This is a genomic window from Rhizorhabdus antheiae (assembly GCF_049889055.1).
Lineage (GTDB): Bacteria > Pseudomonadota > Alphaproteobacteria > Sphingomonadales > Sphingomonadaceae > Rhizorhabdus.
Genome location: NZ_JBLTWO010000001.1, coordinates 769,565 through 783,135, shown reverse-complemented (window position 1 = coordinate 783,135; position 13,571 = coordinate 769,565). Strand labels below are relative to the sequence as shown.

The 13,571-nt window shown below is 68.1% G+C and carries 13 protein-coding genes; 6 read left to right on the top strand and 7 right to left on the bottom strand.

Features of this window, described 5'->3' with window-relative positions; all coding sequences use genetic code 11:
- Positions 1–38: 38 nt before the first annotated feature.
- The 3 genes from ACNI3R_RS03665 to ACNI3R_RS03655 form a co-directional block, all read right to left on the bottom strand.
- On the bottom strand, positions 39–1,010 hold the full coding sequence (locus tag ACNI3R_RS03665) for a pyridoxamine 5'-phosphate oxidase family protein (RefSeq protein WP_426179981.1): 972 nt from the start codon (positions 1,008–1,010) through the stop codon (positions 39–41).
- A 62-nt stretch (positions 1,011–1,072) separates the two neighbouring features.
- Complete coding sequence (locus ACNI3R_RS03660) at positions 1,073–1,684, bottom strand: glutathione S-transferase family protein (protein ID WP_426179979.1); 612 nt, start codon at positions 1,682–1,684, stop codon at positions 1,073–1,075.
- A gap of 186 nt (positions 1,685–1,870) precedes the next feature.
- Positions 1,871–3,508 carry a Na+/H+ antiporter gene (locus ACNI3R_RS03655; protein WP_426179977.1) on the bottom strand — a complete coding sequence of 546 codons (1,638 nt, stop codon included), beginning with the start codon at positions 3,506–3,508 and terminating at the stop codon, positions 1,871–1,873.
- Positions 3,509–3,696: 188 nt separating this feature from the next.
- Here ACNI3R_RS03655 and ACNI3R_RS03650 point away from each other — a divergent pair, with 188 nt between their 5' ends.
- The 4 genes from ACNI3R_RS03650 to ACNI3R_RS03635 all read left to right on the top strand — a co-directional run bounded on the left by ACNI3R_RS03650 (position 3,697) and on the right by ACNI3R_RS03635 (position 7,390).
- Positions 3,697–5,295, top strand: a complete 1,599-nt coding sequence (locus tag ACNI3R_RS03650) for a GMC family oxidoreductase (protein WP_426179976.1) — start codon at positions 3,697–3,699, stop codon at positions 5,293–5,295.
- 39 nt (positions 5,296–5,334) lie between these two features.
- Entirely contained in the window at positions 5,335–5,646 is a 312-nt protein-coding gene (locus ACNI3R_RS03645; protein ID WP_426179974.1) for a PadR family transcriptional regulator, read from the top strand.
- A complete protein-coding gene (locus tag ACNI3R_RS03640; protein ID WP_426179972.1) occupies positions 5,643–6,803 on the top strand; it encodes a hypothetical protein in 1,161 nt (386 codons plus the stop codon). The genes ACNI3R_RS03645 and ACNI3R_RS03640 overlap by 4 nt, the downstream gene beginning before the upstream one ends.
- 71 nt (positions 6,804–6,874) lie before the next feature.
- Complete coding sequence (locus ACNI3R_RS03635) at positions 6,875–7,390, top strand: hypothetical protein (protein ID WP_426179970.1); 516 nt, start codon at positions 6,875–6,877, stop codon at positions 7,388–7,390.
- Positions 7,391–7,399: 9 nt separating this feature from the next.
- Here ACNI3R_RS03635 and ACNI3R_RS03630 read toward each other — a convergent pair whose 3' ends face one another.
- Positions 7,400–7,636 carry a hypothetical protein gene (locus tag ACNI3R_RS03630; protein ID WP_426179968.1) on the bottom strand — a complete coding sequence of 79 codons (237 nt, stop codon included), beginning with the start codon at positions 7,634–7,636 and terminating at the stop codon, positions 7,400–7,402.
- A 100-nt stretch (positions 7,637–7,736) separates the two neighbouring features.
- Between ACNI3R_RS03630 and ACNI3R_RS03625 the strand changes: the two genes are divergently transcribed.
- Positions 7,737–8,210: an NUDIX domain-containing protein gene (locus tag ACNI3R_RS03625; protein ID WP_426179967.1), complete on the top strand. Its 474-nt coding sequence runs from the start codon at positions 7,737–7,739 to the stop codon at positions 8,208–8,210.
- A gap of 4 nt (positions 8,211–8,214) precedes the next feature.
- On the opposite strand, the gene ACNI3R_RS03620 is transcribed toward ACNI3R_RS03625, so the two are convergent.
- Positions 8,215–10,083: an acetyl/propionyl/methylcrotonyl-CoA carboxylase subunit alpha gene (locus tag ACNI3R_RS03620; RefSeq protein WP_426179965.1), complete on the bottom strand. Its 1,869-nt coding sequence runs from the start codon at positions 10,081–10,083 to the stop codon at positions 8,215–8,217.
- Positions 10,084–10,097: 14 nt separating this feature from the next.
- On the opposite strand from ACNI3R_RS03620, the gene ACNI3R_RS03615 reads away from it, so the two are divergent.
- Complete coding sequence (locus tag ACNI3R_RS03615) at positions 10,098–10,649, top strand: endonuclease domain-containing protein (RefSeq protein ID WP_426179963.1); 552 nt, start codon at positions 10,098–10,100, stop codon at positions 10,647–10,649.
- Between the two features lie 71 nt (positions 10,650–10,720).
- Here the strand turns inward: ACNI3R_RS03615 and ACNI3R_RS03610 are convergent, their stop codons facing one another.
- Together ACNI3R_RS03610 and ACNI3R_RS03605 are read right to left on the bottom strand one after the other, a co-directional pair.
- The gene (locus ACNI3R_RS03610; RefSeq protein ID WP_426179961.1) at positions 10,721–12,322 is read right to left on the bottom strand and encodes a carboxyl transferase domain-containing protein; all 1,602 of its coding nucleotides are present in this window, start codon (positions 12,320–12,322) and stop codon (positions 10,721–10,723) included.
- A gap of 85 nt (positions 12,323–12,407) precedes the next feature.
- A complete protein-coding gene (locus ACNI3R_RS03605) occupies positions 12,408–13,553 on the bottom strand; it encodes an acyl-CoA dehydrogenase family protein (protein WP_426179959.1) in 1,146 nt (381 codons plus the stop codon).
- Positions 13,554–13,571: the final 18 nt, after the last annotated feature.

Here is a 13,571-nt window from a genome sequence, read left to right as displayed (position 1 = left end):
CCTTTGTCTGTGGTCGAGCTTGGATTGCAGGGCCTCTGTCACTGGGCCGCTTGTCGCCAGTTGCCGGTCTTCAGCGTATGAGGCGACCAGCCGGCTTGGCCGCGAAAGGCCCAGCGCAGCGCCAGCGCCCCGCGGCGCAGCACGATCCGGCGGGGACGGAAGGTCCATAGCCGCTCCGCGCCCAGGAAGGCCTCGATCTCGGGCGAGTCGAACAGGATCTCGGCGTCTCCGGTCATCTGCAGCATGTCGCCGCTGGCATGATCGACGAACAGCAGGCCCGCCTTGCCGTTGAGCAGGATGTTGCCCAGCGTGTTGAAGAACAGATTGCCGTCGAAATCGGGGATGGTCAGCACATCGTCGGCATCCGCGCGCACGAATCCCGGCTTGCCGCCTCGATGCGACACGTCGACCTGTCGCTGCCCGTCGTGATCGGCATAGGAGGCGACGAAGAAGCTGTCCGCCGCCTCGATCATGGCGCGGCTAGCGTCGTCCAGCGCCGTCAGGCTCTCCACCGGTGCCTCATGAGGCTGCGTCACGTCGCGGGCGAAACGGGCATCGCGCAGCTGGATGTAGCGCGGGCAGTTGCCGAAGCTCTGCTGGACCTCGACGCGCAGGACGCCATCCGCGTCGGTCAGGGTTCCGTTCATCCGGTTGCGGCGGCGGCTATGCATCTCGATGCCCAGCAGGCCCAGCGAGCGGCCGGCGCCGATCCCCGGTGCGGCGGGGTCGCCCGCCAGCGGCCGCGCCGCGATGTCGAGCGTCGTCGGCGACGGCGCCGCGATGAAGCCCGGCGGTCCTTCGAGCATCGTCGCCCAGGCGTCGCCGGACCCGTCGACGCTTCCCGCCAGGATGAACGGCAATTGGGCATAGAAGGCGCGATGCTGGTCGGGCATATGGTCCCGGATCACGCGGGTGCCAACCTCGGCGATGCGCTCGGCCACGCCGAGCCTTTCCTGAATGCGCCGCTCGCCCTCGTGCCACACGGGATATGTGCTGGACTGTCCTGACATCGCCGGGTCCTTTCGTGCGCCATTGGGGAAGGCGCGCGCCGGGCTGCGCGCGCTCTCCCGGTTCAGGCGGCGAGCCCGATCGGCGTCCGCGCGAATGGCACGAAGCCGGGCAAGGCTTCGACCCGACCGAGGAAATCGATGACGGCGGGATAGGCCGACATGTCGACACTGCCTTCCGGGGCCCGCGCTACATAGCTGTAGAGCGCGACGTCGGCGATCGTCGGGGCCGCCCCGGCCAGCCACGCGCTCTCCGCAAGCCGCGCGTCCAGCAGCCCGAGCAGGCGGTGCGAGCGGGCGATCACCTCTTCCGCGTCGAACGCTGCACCGAAGACGGTGATCAGGCGCGCGGCCGCCGGTCCATAAGCGAGTTCGCCTGCCGCGACCGAGAGCCAGCGCTGGACTGCCGCCTCGCCCTGGGCATCGTCGGGCAGCCAGTCGGTGCGGCCGGACGTGCGTGCCAGATAGACCAGGATGGCATTGGAGTCGGCGATCACGACATCGCCATCGACCAGCACCGGCACCTGGCCGAAAGGATTGAGCTTCAGGAACTCGGGCCGCTTGTGAGCGCCCGCCGCCAGATCGACCTCGACGAGTTCATGGGTAACGCCCAGAAGCGATGCGAACAGGACGGCGCGGTGGGCGTGGCCCGAAAGCGGATGGTGATAGAGTTTCATGGATGCGGCCTCTGCAGAGGATCGGAGCTGTCCCGATCCATGCGCAAAGGCTGCGCCTATCCTGTCGTCGCCTGAAGCCGCCTTGTCGAAAGCTCAGCATTGCATCCAATGGAATAATCCGGTTCGGCCCTATTTCGCGGTCGAGCGCGGTCGTCGCGAGATTGGAGCCTGGCTATCGCGCGTCGATCACCCCCCGGCCACCGCATAGCGCACCTCCTGCAGGTCGAGTTCGCGGACCAGCTTGCGGGCGGTCTCGCTGCCCAGTTCGCGCTTGCGCACGCGGCGGAAGATCTCGCGGCGCTCGGCCTTCAGGGCGGCGAGGCGCAGTTCGCGCTCGATTGTCTCCAGGCTGCGGGCGAGCGCCTGTTCCTCGACTGCGCCGCGATGTGTTTCCATCCGCGCGCGGTAACCGTCCATGATCCGCGAGGCTGCCGCGACATAGATGTCGGCGTCGGGCCTGCCGGCGGCCATGTCATGTTCGAGCTGCTCGACCGCTGCGATCGCGGCCTGTGCGGCGGCAACGCGGGCGCGGTTCTCTTCGGCCAGATGCGACGGCTCTTCCGGCAGTTTCAGGTCGCGGAGCAGCCAGGGCAGGGTGACGCTGGCGGTCAGCAGCGAGACGATGATCACACCCATCGCCAGAAAGATGGCAAGGTCGCGCGCCGGAAAGGGTGAGCCGTCGGGCATGGTCAGCGGCAGCGTCAGCACGCCCGCCAGGGTGATCGCCCCGCGCACGCCGGCGAAGGAGGTCGCGGCTACGGCACGCCAGTTCGGCGCGCGCTTCCATTCGCCGGCGCGGAAGAAGGTCCAGCGCAGCGACACCCACACCCACAGAAAACGCAGCGCCGCCAGGCCCAGGTTCAGTGCGAGCACATAGACGGCCAGCCACCAGATTTCGCGGTGGCCCGTCGTCCGGACGATATCTGCGGCGCCTTCGAGGATGCCGGGCAGTTGTTCGCCGAGCAGCACGAAGATGATGCCGTTGGCGACGAACTGGATCACGTCCCAGATCGAGTTGCGGCGGATGCGGGTGGTCGCGGCGACCTCGCCCCGATTCTCGACGAAGCCCATGGTGACGCCGGCGGCGACCGCGGCGAGGATGCCGGAGCAGTGGATCTGTTCGGCGAGCAGGTAGGAACCGAAGGGGATCAGCAGGCTGATGACGATCTGCGCGCCGCCTTCCTCGCCATAGCGGCGGCTGACGAACGCCTTGGCGCGGGCGACGCCCCAGGTCACGCCGATGCCGACGGCGATGCCCCCGAGCGCGACCCACAGGAAGCTGAGCGCCGCCTGCTGGATCGAGAAGGCGCCGGTGAGCGCGGCGGCGACGGCGAAGCGCAGGCAGACGAGGCCGGATGCGTCGTTGAGCAGCGATTCCCCTTCCAATATGTGCATCATCCTTTTGGGGATGGGCACGCGCTGGGCGATCGCCGACACGGCGATCGGATCGGTCGGCGAGATCACCGCCGCCAGCGCGAAGGCGACCGCCAGCGGCATCGCCGGGATCATCCAGTGGATGAACATGCCCATGCCGAGAACGGTGAACAGCACCAGGCCCAGCGCCAGTTCGAGCACGGTCTGGCTGTCGCGGAACAGCTCCTCGCGCGGGATGCGCCAGCCGTCGAGGAACAGCAGCGGCGGCAGGAACAGCAGAAAGAAGATTTCGGGATCGAGTTCGACCCGCCAGTCCGCGACGAGCCCGATCGCCGCCCCCAGCGCGATCTGGAACAGCGGACGAGGCAGGGGCAGCGGGACGGCGCGCGACAATATGCCGCTGACCACGACGGCGAGGAGAAGGAGGAGAACGATCGTGATGGAGGCCAAAGGCTCGGTTCCTGCGCGTGTCGGAAGAGCGATCCTCTGTCGCGGGGCGGGGCCGCAGCGTCAAGTCGCGCGGACGGGACCGGCCGGATCGCCGGCAGCGGGATCGATATAGATGCGCCGGATTGGGATAGGGCGTCCATGCCCGCCAGCGGCTAGCATCGGCCCTTCGAGAGAGAGGCGGCGATCCGATGGCGACCCATCATGACTTCATCATCATCGGTGCCGGATCGGCGGGCTGCGTGCTGGCCAACCGGCTTTCGGCGCAAGGCGCCAGCGTATTGCTGGTCGAGGCCGGCCCGCCTGATCGCAGCGCGCTGATTCACATACCGGGGCTCTTCTCCACCCTCTACCGCCAGGGTCGTTTCGCCTGGGAGTATCGGACGGTCCCGCAGCGCCATGTCGACGGGCGCGTGATGCGCGACGTGCGCGGCAAGGTGCTGGGCGGGTCGAGCTCGATCAACGGCATGCTCTACTGTCGCGGGGCGGCCGCCGACTATGACGGCTGGGCGGCGATGGGCAATGACGGCTGGTCCTATACGGAGATACTGCCCTATTTCCGCCGCGCCGAAGACCATGGAGACGGTGCCGACGCCTTTCACGGCACCGGCGGGCCGCTCAAAGTGCAGCGGAGCCGGATGAACCACCCGCTGGCGCGGGCCTTCGTCGCGGCGGCGGCAGAGGCAGGGCATCCCTATAGCGCCGACATCAACGGCGCCGACCGGCAGGGCTTCGGGCCGGCGGACTCCACCATTGCGGGCGGCAGGCGCTGGAGCGCGGCGCAGGCTTATCTCCGCCCCGCCATGGCGCGACCGAATCTCCAGGTCGTCACCGGCGCCCAGGCGACCCGCATTCTCGTCGAGGGATCGCGAGCGGTCGGGGTAGAACTGGCGCTGAAGGGCGACCGGCTTCGCCGCATGGGTGGGGAGGTCATCCTTGCCGCTGGCGCGCTCCAGTCGCCGCATCTGCTGATGCTGTCGGGGATCGGGCCGGCGGATCATCTGCGCCAGACCGGCATCTCGCCGCGTATCGATCTGCCGGGGGTCGGATCGAACCTGCACGACCATGCCAGCGTCACCGCCCATGCGACCTGCACCTATCGCGGCACGCTGGCGAAGCTGCTCAATCCGGTGCATGCGGCGGGGGCCTTCCTGCGCTACCTGCTCCACAAGGACGGGGTGATGGGCGAATGCTCGATCGAGGCGTCGGGGACGATGCGCAGCCCGGGTGCCGCCGTGCCCGACATCAAGTGCCAGTTCGTGCCGATCCCGCTCGATCCGGTCAGCGGCCTGCCGATCCGCGCCCATGGCATGATCAACCGCATGGAACTGACGGTGCCGGAAAGCCGGGGGACGCTGCGCCTCGCTTCGTCCGATCCTCTCACAGCACCCCTGATCGACCCCAATTATCTGGCTGAGCCCGCTGACCGGGCGAAGCTGCGCTTCGCCATCCGGGAAGCGATCGAGATATTCCGGCAGTCCGCCTTCGCGCCCTTCGGCGTGGAGCCGCAGCTGCCGGTGTCGGACATGGACGACGATGATGCGCTCGACGCCCATGTGCGGGCAACGCTGACCAACGATCATCATGCGGCCGGCACCTGTGCGATGGGCAGTGGGCCCGAGGCGGTGGTCGACGCGCGGCTGCGGGTCCATGGGCTGGAGGGGCTGCGCGTGGTCGATGCGTCGATCATGCCGCGATTGGTATCGGGCAACACCAACGCCCCCGTGATCATGATCGCCGAGAAGGCGTCGGACATGATCCTGGGTCGCGAGATCGCCGCCACCACATAGGTCTTGACTATAAATCTACATATGTAGATTTATTGCCTTATGACCAGAAATCGCGCTTTGTCTCCCGCCGCCCGCCAGTTGCTCGCCGCGTTGATGGAGGGCGGGTCGGGCTGGCTGCACGGCTATGATCTCGCGCGCAGCGCGGGGATCAAGTCGGGTACGCTTTACCCCTTGCTCATTCGTCTCGAAGGGCAGGGCTATCTGGAGGCCGAGTGGCAGCCTGCGACCGAGCCAGGCCGGCCGCCGCGTCATGCCTATCGGCTGACCGAAGCGGGGCGGACACTGGCCAGGGCCAATCCGCCCATGGTCGACGCGGTGCGCGGCCGCGACCTTGGAAAGGCTTCGGCATGATCGACCGATCGATCCGCGCACTCGCAGCGATGGTCGCAGTCCTCGCCGCCCTGCTTCTGCCGAAACAGTCGCGCGACTGGGGCCGGGCGATGCAGGAAGAGCTTCGCAACATTCCTCAGGGGGGCGAGGCGCTTCACTTCGCGCTCGGATGCCTGGTGGGCGCCTTTCGCGAGCTCTGCGGACCCGCCGATCTCGAAGATGGAGCGAAAGCCGAGAAGATTTCGGGACGGCCCGCCGGGCACAGGTCGCGTTCCCTGCTCATGGTCTGCGCGACCATCGCCGTGCTGCTCGGGCTTGGTCATATGCAGGCGGGCGGCGCACCGGCGACGATGATGCTGATGAACCTCATCGCGCTCGCACTGGGGCTGTTGCTGCTGTCGACAACCTCCATGCTCCGCTCGTTCCTGCCTGCGCCCGATCTGCGCAGCCTGTCGCTGCTGCTCGCCCCGCTGCTGCTCGCCACGACCTTCGGCGGAATCACGGTCGACGGCGCCACGCGTTGGATCCGGCTGAGCGGCCTGTCGATCCAGCCGAGTCTGATCCTGCTGCCCCTGATCCTCCTCTGCTTCGCGCGGCGGGCTTCCCCCGCCTCGCTCCTCGCCATCCTGCTGTCGGCGGTCGCGCTCGCATTGCAGCCCGACCGGGCGATGGCGGGCGCCCTCGCCGCCGGTCTTCTGGCGCTGGCGCTGGTGCGGCCCGATCGGGTGACGCTGTTCGCGCTGGCCGCAGCCAGCGCCGGGTTCGTTGCCACGCTCGCCCAGCCGGATGTTCAGCCGGCCATGCCCTTCGTCGACCAGATCCTGTGGACCGCCTTCGCGCTTCACCCGCTTGCGGGCCTTGCCGTGGTTGGGGGCGCTGCGCTGCTGGTCCTGCCGGGGCTGGTGCTGATGATGGAGGGCGCCGGCCATCGGCCGGCCGGTGCTGTCTTCGCCGCGACATGGTCTGCGATCGTGCTGGCGGCGGCGCTCGGCAATTATCCGACCCCGCTGGTCGGCTATGGGGGAAGTGCTATCCTCGGCTACCTCGCCTGTATGTGGGGCCTGCCGCGCGGCGCGGCGTCCGGGTGGCAGCCGAGGGGCGGCGTTGCGAAACCATGGCCCGGAGATGGTTGGCCAAAGCTCCGGGCCGCGACGATCGCTACGCAAAGAGACGCCTGAGGGGTCAAATAATCTGGAAAGCGGCGCATAAGCCTGTCATCATCTGCGCAAACAGATGGTGAGAGGAAGCTATGGAAAAGCCGACCGCGGCACCCGGCCTGACGCCGGCCAAGGGATTGATCGTCTTGCTGGGGGTCGTCGTGGGCGTTGCCACCTATCTCGCAATCGGCGGCGCGCTCGGGATCACGCCGCTCTATGCAGGCTTCGCCTTCTCGCTCAATTTCGGCGGACTCAAGCATAGCGACCCGAAGGAATTCCCGGCGGCGCTGGTCGGATCGCTCGGCGGGATCGGCATGGCGGCAGCGTTGCACCTGCTGCCCGAACAGTTCGGCACAGCAGGTATGGTCGTCGCGCTGATCGGGATATTGCTCGCCATCTATGCTCTGCTGATGGGCTGGGTACCGATCCTTGTGAACTACGCCTTCATGCTGATGCTGACGATCGCGACCATCCCGGCGGTGAAGGCCGAGGCGGCGTTTCTCGGCATGGCTGGCTCGGTGCTCCTCGCGGCCGCGTTGCTCGGCGCGCTGTTGCTCGCCGGCAGCAGGGCCGCACGCAAGGCGCAGGCGACCGCCAGCGCGGCCTGATCGCGCGCGTCAGTCGTCCCGCGACTGGCGTTCCCGTTCCCGTTCGAGGCGCTTGCGCTCCTTGCGGTCGCGCTCCTCCTGCTTGCGCATCTCGCGGCCGCGGTTGCGATCGGCTTCGTCCTGGCTGGTCGTGGCCCAGTCGACGCCCTTGCCGACCACCTTGAACGGGGCGGTGACCACCGTCTTCGCCGTGCTGACACAGGCTGGCAGCGCCAACAGGCTTCCGATCATCACTATCCTTCGCATCGCATTTCCCCGCTCTTTGCCCGCCATGCTAGCCCGTGACCGCCTGAACCGTCTATGAAGTCTTCGGGGGCTGTCCTTCGGCCCCCGTCGGGAGACAGGCGTGGCACTGGGGCGCAGGATATTGGGGGCCTTGGTCCGGCTGCGCATCCGCCTGCTGCCGCCGTTGACGATCGGCGTGCGCGCGGTCGTCGTCGACTCCACCGGGCGCATCGCGCTCGTGCGCCACACCTATGACGAGCGCTGGTATCTTCCCGGAGGGGGTGTCGATGCCGGCGAGGCGATCGCCGCCGCCATCCAGCGCGAGGTGCGCGAGGAACTCGGACTGGCCAACGTCGTGCCCGAGCGCGTCATCGGCCTGTTCCTCAACCTGAAGGAAGGGCGCGACGATCATGTCGTTTTGTTCCTGATGCGCGCGGACGGGCCGGTGCCCGATCGTCTGCGTACGGCGGCACCGTTCGAGATTGCCGAGGCGTGCTGGTTCGCGCCGGACGCGCTCCCGGAAGCAACGTCGCCGGCAACGCGCCTGCGGATTGCCGATTATCTGGCCGGCAAGGACAGCTTCGGCACCTGGTAGAGGGTCAGCCTTCGGCCGCTTCGACCCGCGCCAGCAGCGTTCCTTCGGTGACCTGCGCACCGACGCTCGCCTTGAGGTCGCACACCATGCCGTCGAACGGGGCGAGCATCGCCTGCTCCATCTTCATCGCCTCGAGCACGAGCAGCTTCTGGCCCTTGGTCACGCTCTGGCCTTCGGCGACCTCGACCGAGATGACCTTGCCCGGCATCGGCGCAACCAGCGCACCGTCAGACAGACCCGCGCCGCCGCCCGCCTGATCGGCGCGGGGCGGTCCGAAGGGCCAGGCCTCGCCGTCGGCAAACAGCACCCGTTCCTGGCCGACCCGCCGGTCGCGTCCGGCAGCTTTGCCCGCCTCGACGGTCGCCAGATGCACCTGGCCGGCGATCTCGACCGCCACGCGGCGGTCTGACGGTCCGTTGGCGCGGAAGCCGGTCAGGCTCGTCCACGGCCCCGTCGCCTCGGGCAGCAGCGCGCGCGCGGCGTCGGCCACCACGGTGTCGGCCGGCTCCGCAGCGGGGACGAGCACCGCCGCATGGCGTTCGATGAAGCCGGTATCGATCCGCCCGGCGACGAACTCCGGATGCGCCGCCGCCCGCGCGAGGAAGGCCGCATTGGTGCGGACCGGCCACACCTCGACCTTGGCCGCTGCGCGTGCGAGCTTTTCCGCCGCCGCTGGCCGGCTGGGAGCGGAGACGATCAGCTTGGCGATCATCGGGTCATAATGGGGCGATACCTCGCCGCCTTCCTCGACGCCACTGTCGACGCGGATTCCACGAGGCAGGCGCATCCGCGTCAGCGGCCCGATCGACGGCAGAAAACCGTTCGACGGGTTCTCGGCATAGAGCCGCGCCTCCATCGCCCAGCCGCTGATGGCGAGCTGGGCCTGCCGCTTCGGCAGGGGTTCGCCCGAAGCGACGCGCAACTGCCACTCGACCAGATCCTGCCCGGTGATCGCCTCGGTCACAGGATGCTCGACCTGCAGGCGGGTGTTCATCTCCATGAACCAGATGCGGTCGGCACGCAGCCCTTCGGAGGCGTCGGCGATGAATTCGATCGTGCCCGCGCCGACATAGTCGACCGCCTTCGCCGCCTTGACCGCCGCCTCGCACACCGCCGCGCGGGTGGCCTCGTCCATGCCCGGGGCGGGGGCTTCCTCGATCACCTTCTGGTGGCGGCGCTGCAGCGAACAGTCGCGCTCGAACAGATGGACGACGTCGCCGTGGCGATCGCCGAACACCTGCACCTCGATATGGCGCGGGCCCAGTATATATTTCTCGATCAGCACGCGATCATCGCCGAAGGACGAGGCCGCCTCGCGCTGGCACGACTGCAGTGCGTCGGCGAACTGCTCGGGCGCGTCGACCTTGCGCATGCCCTTGCCGCCGCCGCCCGCGACCGCCTTTATCAGCACCGGATAGCCGATCCGATCGGCCTCGGCCTTCAGCCGCGCCGGGTCCTGGTCCTCGCCCAGATAGCCTGGCGTCACCGGCACGCCGGCCTCGATCATCAGCGCCTTGGCGGCGTCCTTCAGACCCATTGCGCGGATCGCATGCGCAGGCGCCCCGACCCAGACCAGCCCGGCCGCCTCGACCGCCTCGGCGAACTCGGCATTTTCCGACAGGAAGCCATAGCCCGGATGGATCGCCTCCGCGCCGGTCGCGCGCGCCGCATCGAGGATCTTCGCCTGGACGAGATAGGACTCCCGCGCCGCCGCCGGCCCGATGCAGACGGCTTCGTCCGCCTCGCGAACGAAGGGCATGCCGGCGTCGACGTCGGAATGAACCGCGATCGTGCGGATCCCCATCTTCCGCGCGGTCCGGATGATGCGACGGGCAATCTCGCCCCGATTGGCGATGAGAAGCGAGCGGATCATGTGATCACCTGGTTATGGGGGGTGGCTATCGGGCGGCGGAGTTTCCCCTCCACCGTCCTGCGGACGGTCCCCCTCTCCGTTCCGGGGAGGATTTGATAAATGGTCCTCCCCGGAACGGGGAGGGGGACCATGCGGAGCATGGTGGAGGGGAAGCGCCGATGCTGACGGGACCCAAACGCACGATCGAACGCGCCCGCAAGCTGCGCAAGGCGTTGAGCCTTCCCGAAGTCTTGTTGTGGAAAGCGTTGCGACAGCGCCCCCGAGGGTGGAAGTTCAGGCGACAACATCCCGCAGGACCCTATGTGCTCGACTTCTACTGTGCCGAGGCGCGGCTGGCGATCGAAGTCGATGGCATCGCGCACGACATGGGCGATCGACCCGAACGGGATGCGGTTCGAGATGCGTGGCTCGCTGGCCAGGGCGTCGCGGTTTTGCGGATCCCGGCGGGGGAGGTGCTTCGCAATGCCGATGATGCTGTCCGACAGATCGTCAGTGTCTGCGAGGCGCGCCGTCCCCTCCACCGTCCTGCGGACGGTCCCCCTCCCCGTCCCGGGGAGGATCGATAGGGACCATATCCTCCCCGGAACGGGGAGGGGGACCATGCGGAGCATGGTGGAGGGGAGGGCGCCCATCCCTGTCACATCCGGAAGACGCCGAACTGCGCGCGATCGGGGATCGGGGCGTTCAGCGTTGCGGCGAGGGCGAGGCCAAGAACGTCGCGGGTCTGTGTCGGGTCGATGATGCCGTCGTCCCACATCCGCGCGGTGGCGTAATAGGGGTTGCCCTCATCCTCGTACTTCTGGCGGATCGGCGCCTTGAACGCCTCGGCCTCCTCGGGCGTCCAGCGCTCGGCGTCGCGGTGGACGGTGGCCAGCACGGCGGCGGCCTGTTCGCCGCCCATCACGCTGATCCGGCTGTTCGGCCAGCTGAACAGGAAGCGCGGCTGATAGGCGCGGCCGCACATGCCGTAATTGCCCGCGCCGAAGCTGCCCCCGATCAGGATGGTGATCTTGGGCACGCTTGCCGTGGCGACGGCGGTGACCAGCTTGGCGCCGTTCTTGGCGATGCCCTCGCCCTCATATTTGCCGCCGACCATGAAGCCCGAGATGTTCTGCAGGAACAGCAGCGGAACCTTGCGCTGGCAGGCGAGCTCGATGAAGTGCGCGCCTTTCAGCGCGCTCTCGGAAAAGAGCACGCCGTTGTTCGCGAGGATCGCGACCGGCTGGCCCCAGATATGGGCGAAGCCGCAGACCAGCGTGGTGCCGTAGAGCGGCTTGAACTCGTGGAACTCGGATCCGTCGACGAGCCGCGCGATCACCTCATGCACGTCATAAGGCGCGCGGACGTCCTGCGGGATGATGCCGAGCAGTTCCGCCGGATCGTAGAGCGGCGGGCGGACCTCGGCCATGTTCACCGGCGCGCTGACCGGCGGCGGCAGCGTCGCGACGATGTCGCGCACGATCAGCAGCGCATGTTCGTCATTCTCGGCCAGATGGTCGGCCACGCCCGACTTGCGCGTGTGCAGGTCGCCGCCGCCCAGATCCTCGGCGCTGATCACCTCGCCCGTCGCGGCCTTCACGAGCGGCGGGCCGGCGAGGAAGATGGTCCCCTGATTGCGGACGATGACGGTCTCATCCGACATCGCCGGCACATAGGCGCCGCCGGCGGTGCAGCTTCCCATCACGCAGGCGATCTGCGGAATGCCTTCCGACGACATCTGCGCCTGGTTGAAGAAGATGCGGCCGAAATGGTCGCGGTCGGGGAAGACCTCGGCCTGGTGCGGAAGGTTGGCGCCGCCGCTGTCGACCAGATAGATGCAGGGCAGCCGGTTCTCGCGGGCGATCTCCTGCGCGCGGAGATGCTTCTTCACCGTCATCGGGAAATAGGCGCCGCCCTTCACGGTGGGGTCGTTCGCCACGATCATGCACTGGCGCCCGTGCACCAGACCGATGCCGGCGATCATGCCGGCGCCGGCCGGCCCGCCGTCCTTGTCGTACATGCCATTGGCGGCGAGCTGGCCGATTTCGAGGAAGGGCGATCCCGCGTCGAGCAGCCGGTGGACGCGGTCGCGCGGCAGCAGCTTGCCGCGCCCGACATGGCGTTCGCGATGCGCCTCGGAGCCACCCAGCGCCGCCGCAGCGACACGCGCGCGCAGCTGCTCGACCAGCGCGCCATTATGCGCAGCATTGGCGGCGAAGTCGTCCGAGGTGGGGACGACATTGGAGGTCAGGCGCGTCATAGCCCCTCCCTTTCAAGGGAGGGGGAAGGGGTGGGTAGCGAGCGTAGCGAGCCTGCTTCGTTCGTCGCGCTGAATGCCACGCCCGTCATGCCCCGATGACCTCGCGGCCGATCAGCATGCGGCGGATTTCGTTCGTGCCCGCACCGATGTCGAGCAGCTTGGCGTCGCGCATATAGCGCTCCACCGGCCAGTCCTTGGTATAGCCCGCGCCGCCCAGCGCCTGGACCGCCTCGTTCGCCACGCGCACGGCATTCTCGCTGGCGAGCAGGATCGCGCCGGCCGCGTCGAAGCGGGTCGTGCGCCCCGCATCGCAATTGCGTGCGACCGCATAGACATAAGCGCGCGCCGAATTGAGCGCGACATACATGTCGGCGACCTTGGCCTGCATCAGCTGGAAGGCGCCGATCGGCTGGCCGAACTGCTTGCGCTCGCGCAGATAGGGCAGGACCGTGTCGAGGCAGGCCTGCATGATGCCGAGCTGGATGCCCGCGAGCACGGTGCGCTCATAGTCGAGGCCCGACATCAGCACCCCGACGCCGCCCCCGACCGGACCCATGACATTTTCTTCCGGAACCTCGCAGTCCTGGAAGACGAGCTCGGCCGTGGGGGAGCCACGCATGCCGACCTTGTCGATCTTCTGGCCGATCGAAAAGCCGGCGAAGTCCTTCTCGATCAGGAAGGTCGTGATCCCGCGCGATCCGTCGCCGGTCTTGGCATAGACGACCAGCGTGTCGGCATAGGTCGCGTTGGTGATCCAGAATTTGGTGCCGTTGAGGATGTAGCGATCACCCTTCTTCTCGGCGCGCAGCTTCATCGAGACGACGTCCGATCCGGCGCCCGCCTCGGACATAGCGAGGCTGCCGACATGTTCGCCCGAGATCAGTTTGGGCAGATAGCGCTGCTTCTGCTCGGCGGTGCCCCAGCGGCGGATCTGGTTGACGCAAAGATTGGAATGCGCGCCATAGCTCAGGCCGATCGACGCCGATGCCCGGGCGACCTCCTCCTGCGCGACGACATGCTCGAGATAGCCGAGACCCAGTCCGCCATCCTCCTCCTCGACGGTGATCCCGTGCAGGCCGAGCGCGCCCATTTCGGGCCACAGCTCCTTCGGGAACCAGTCTTCCGCGTCGATGCGGGCGGCGAGGGGGGCGATGCGGTCCGCCGCGAAGCGGGCGGTGGTGTCGCGGATGGCGTCGGCCATCTCGCCGAGCGCGAAGTCGAATTCTGCCATGGCTGCCTCTCCGAAGCG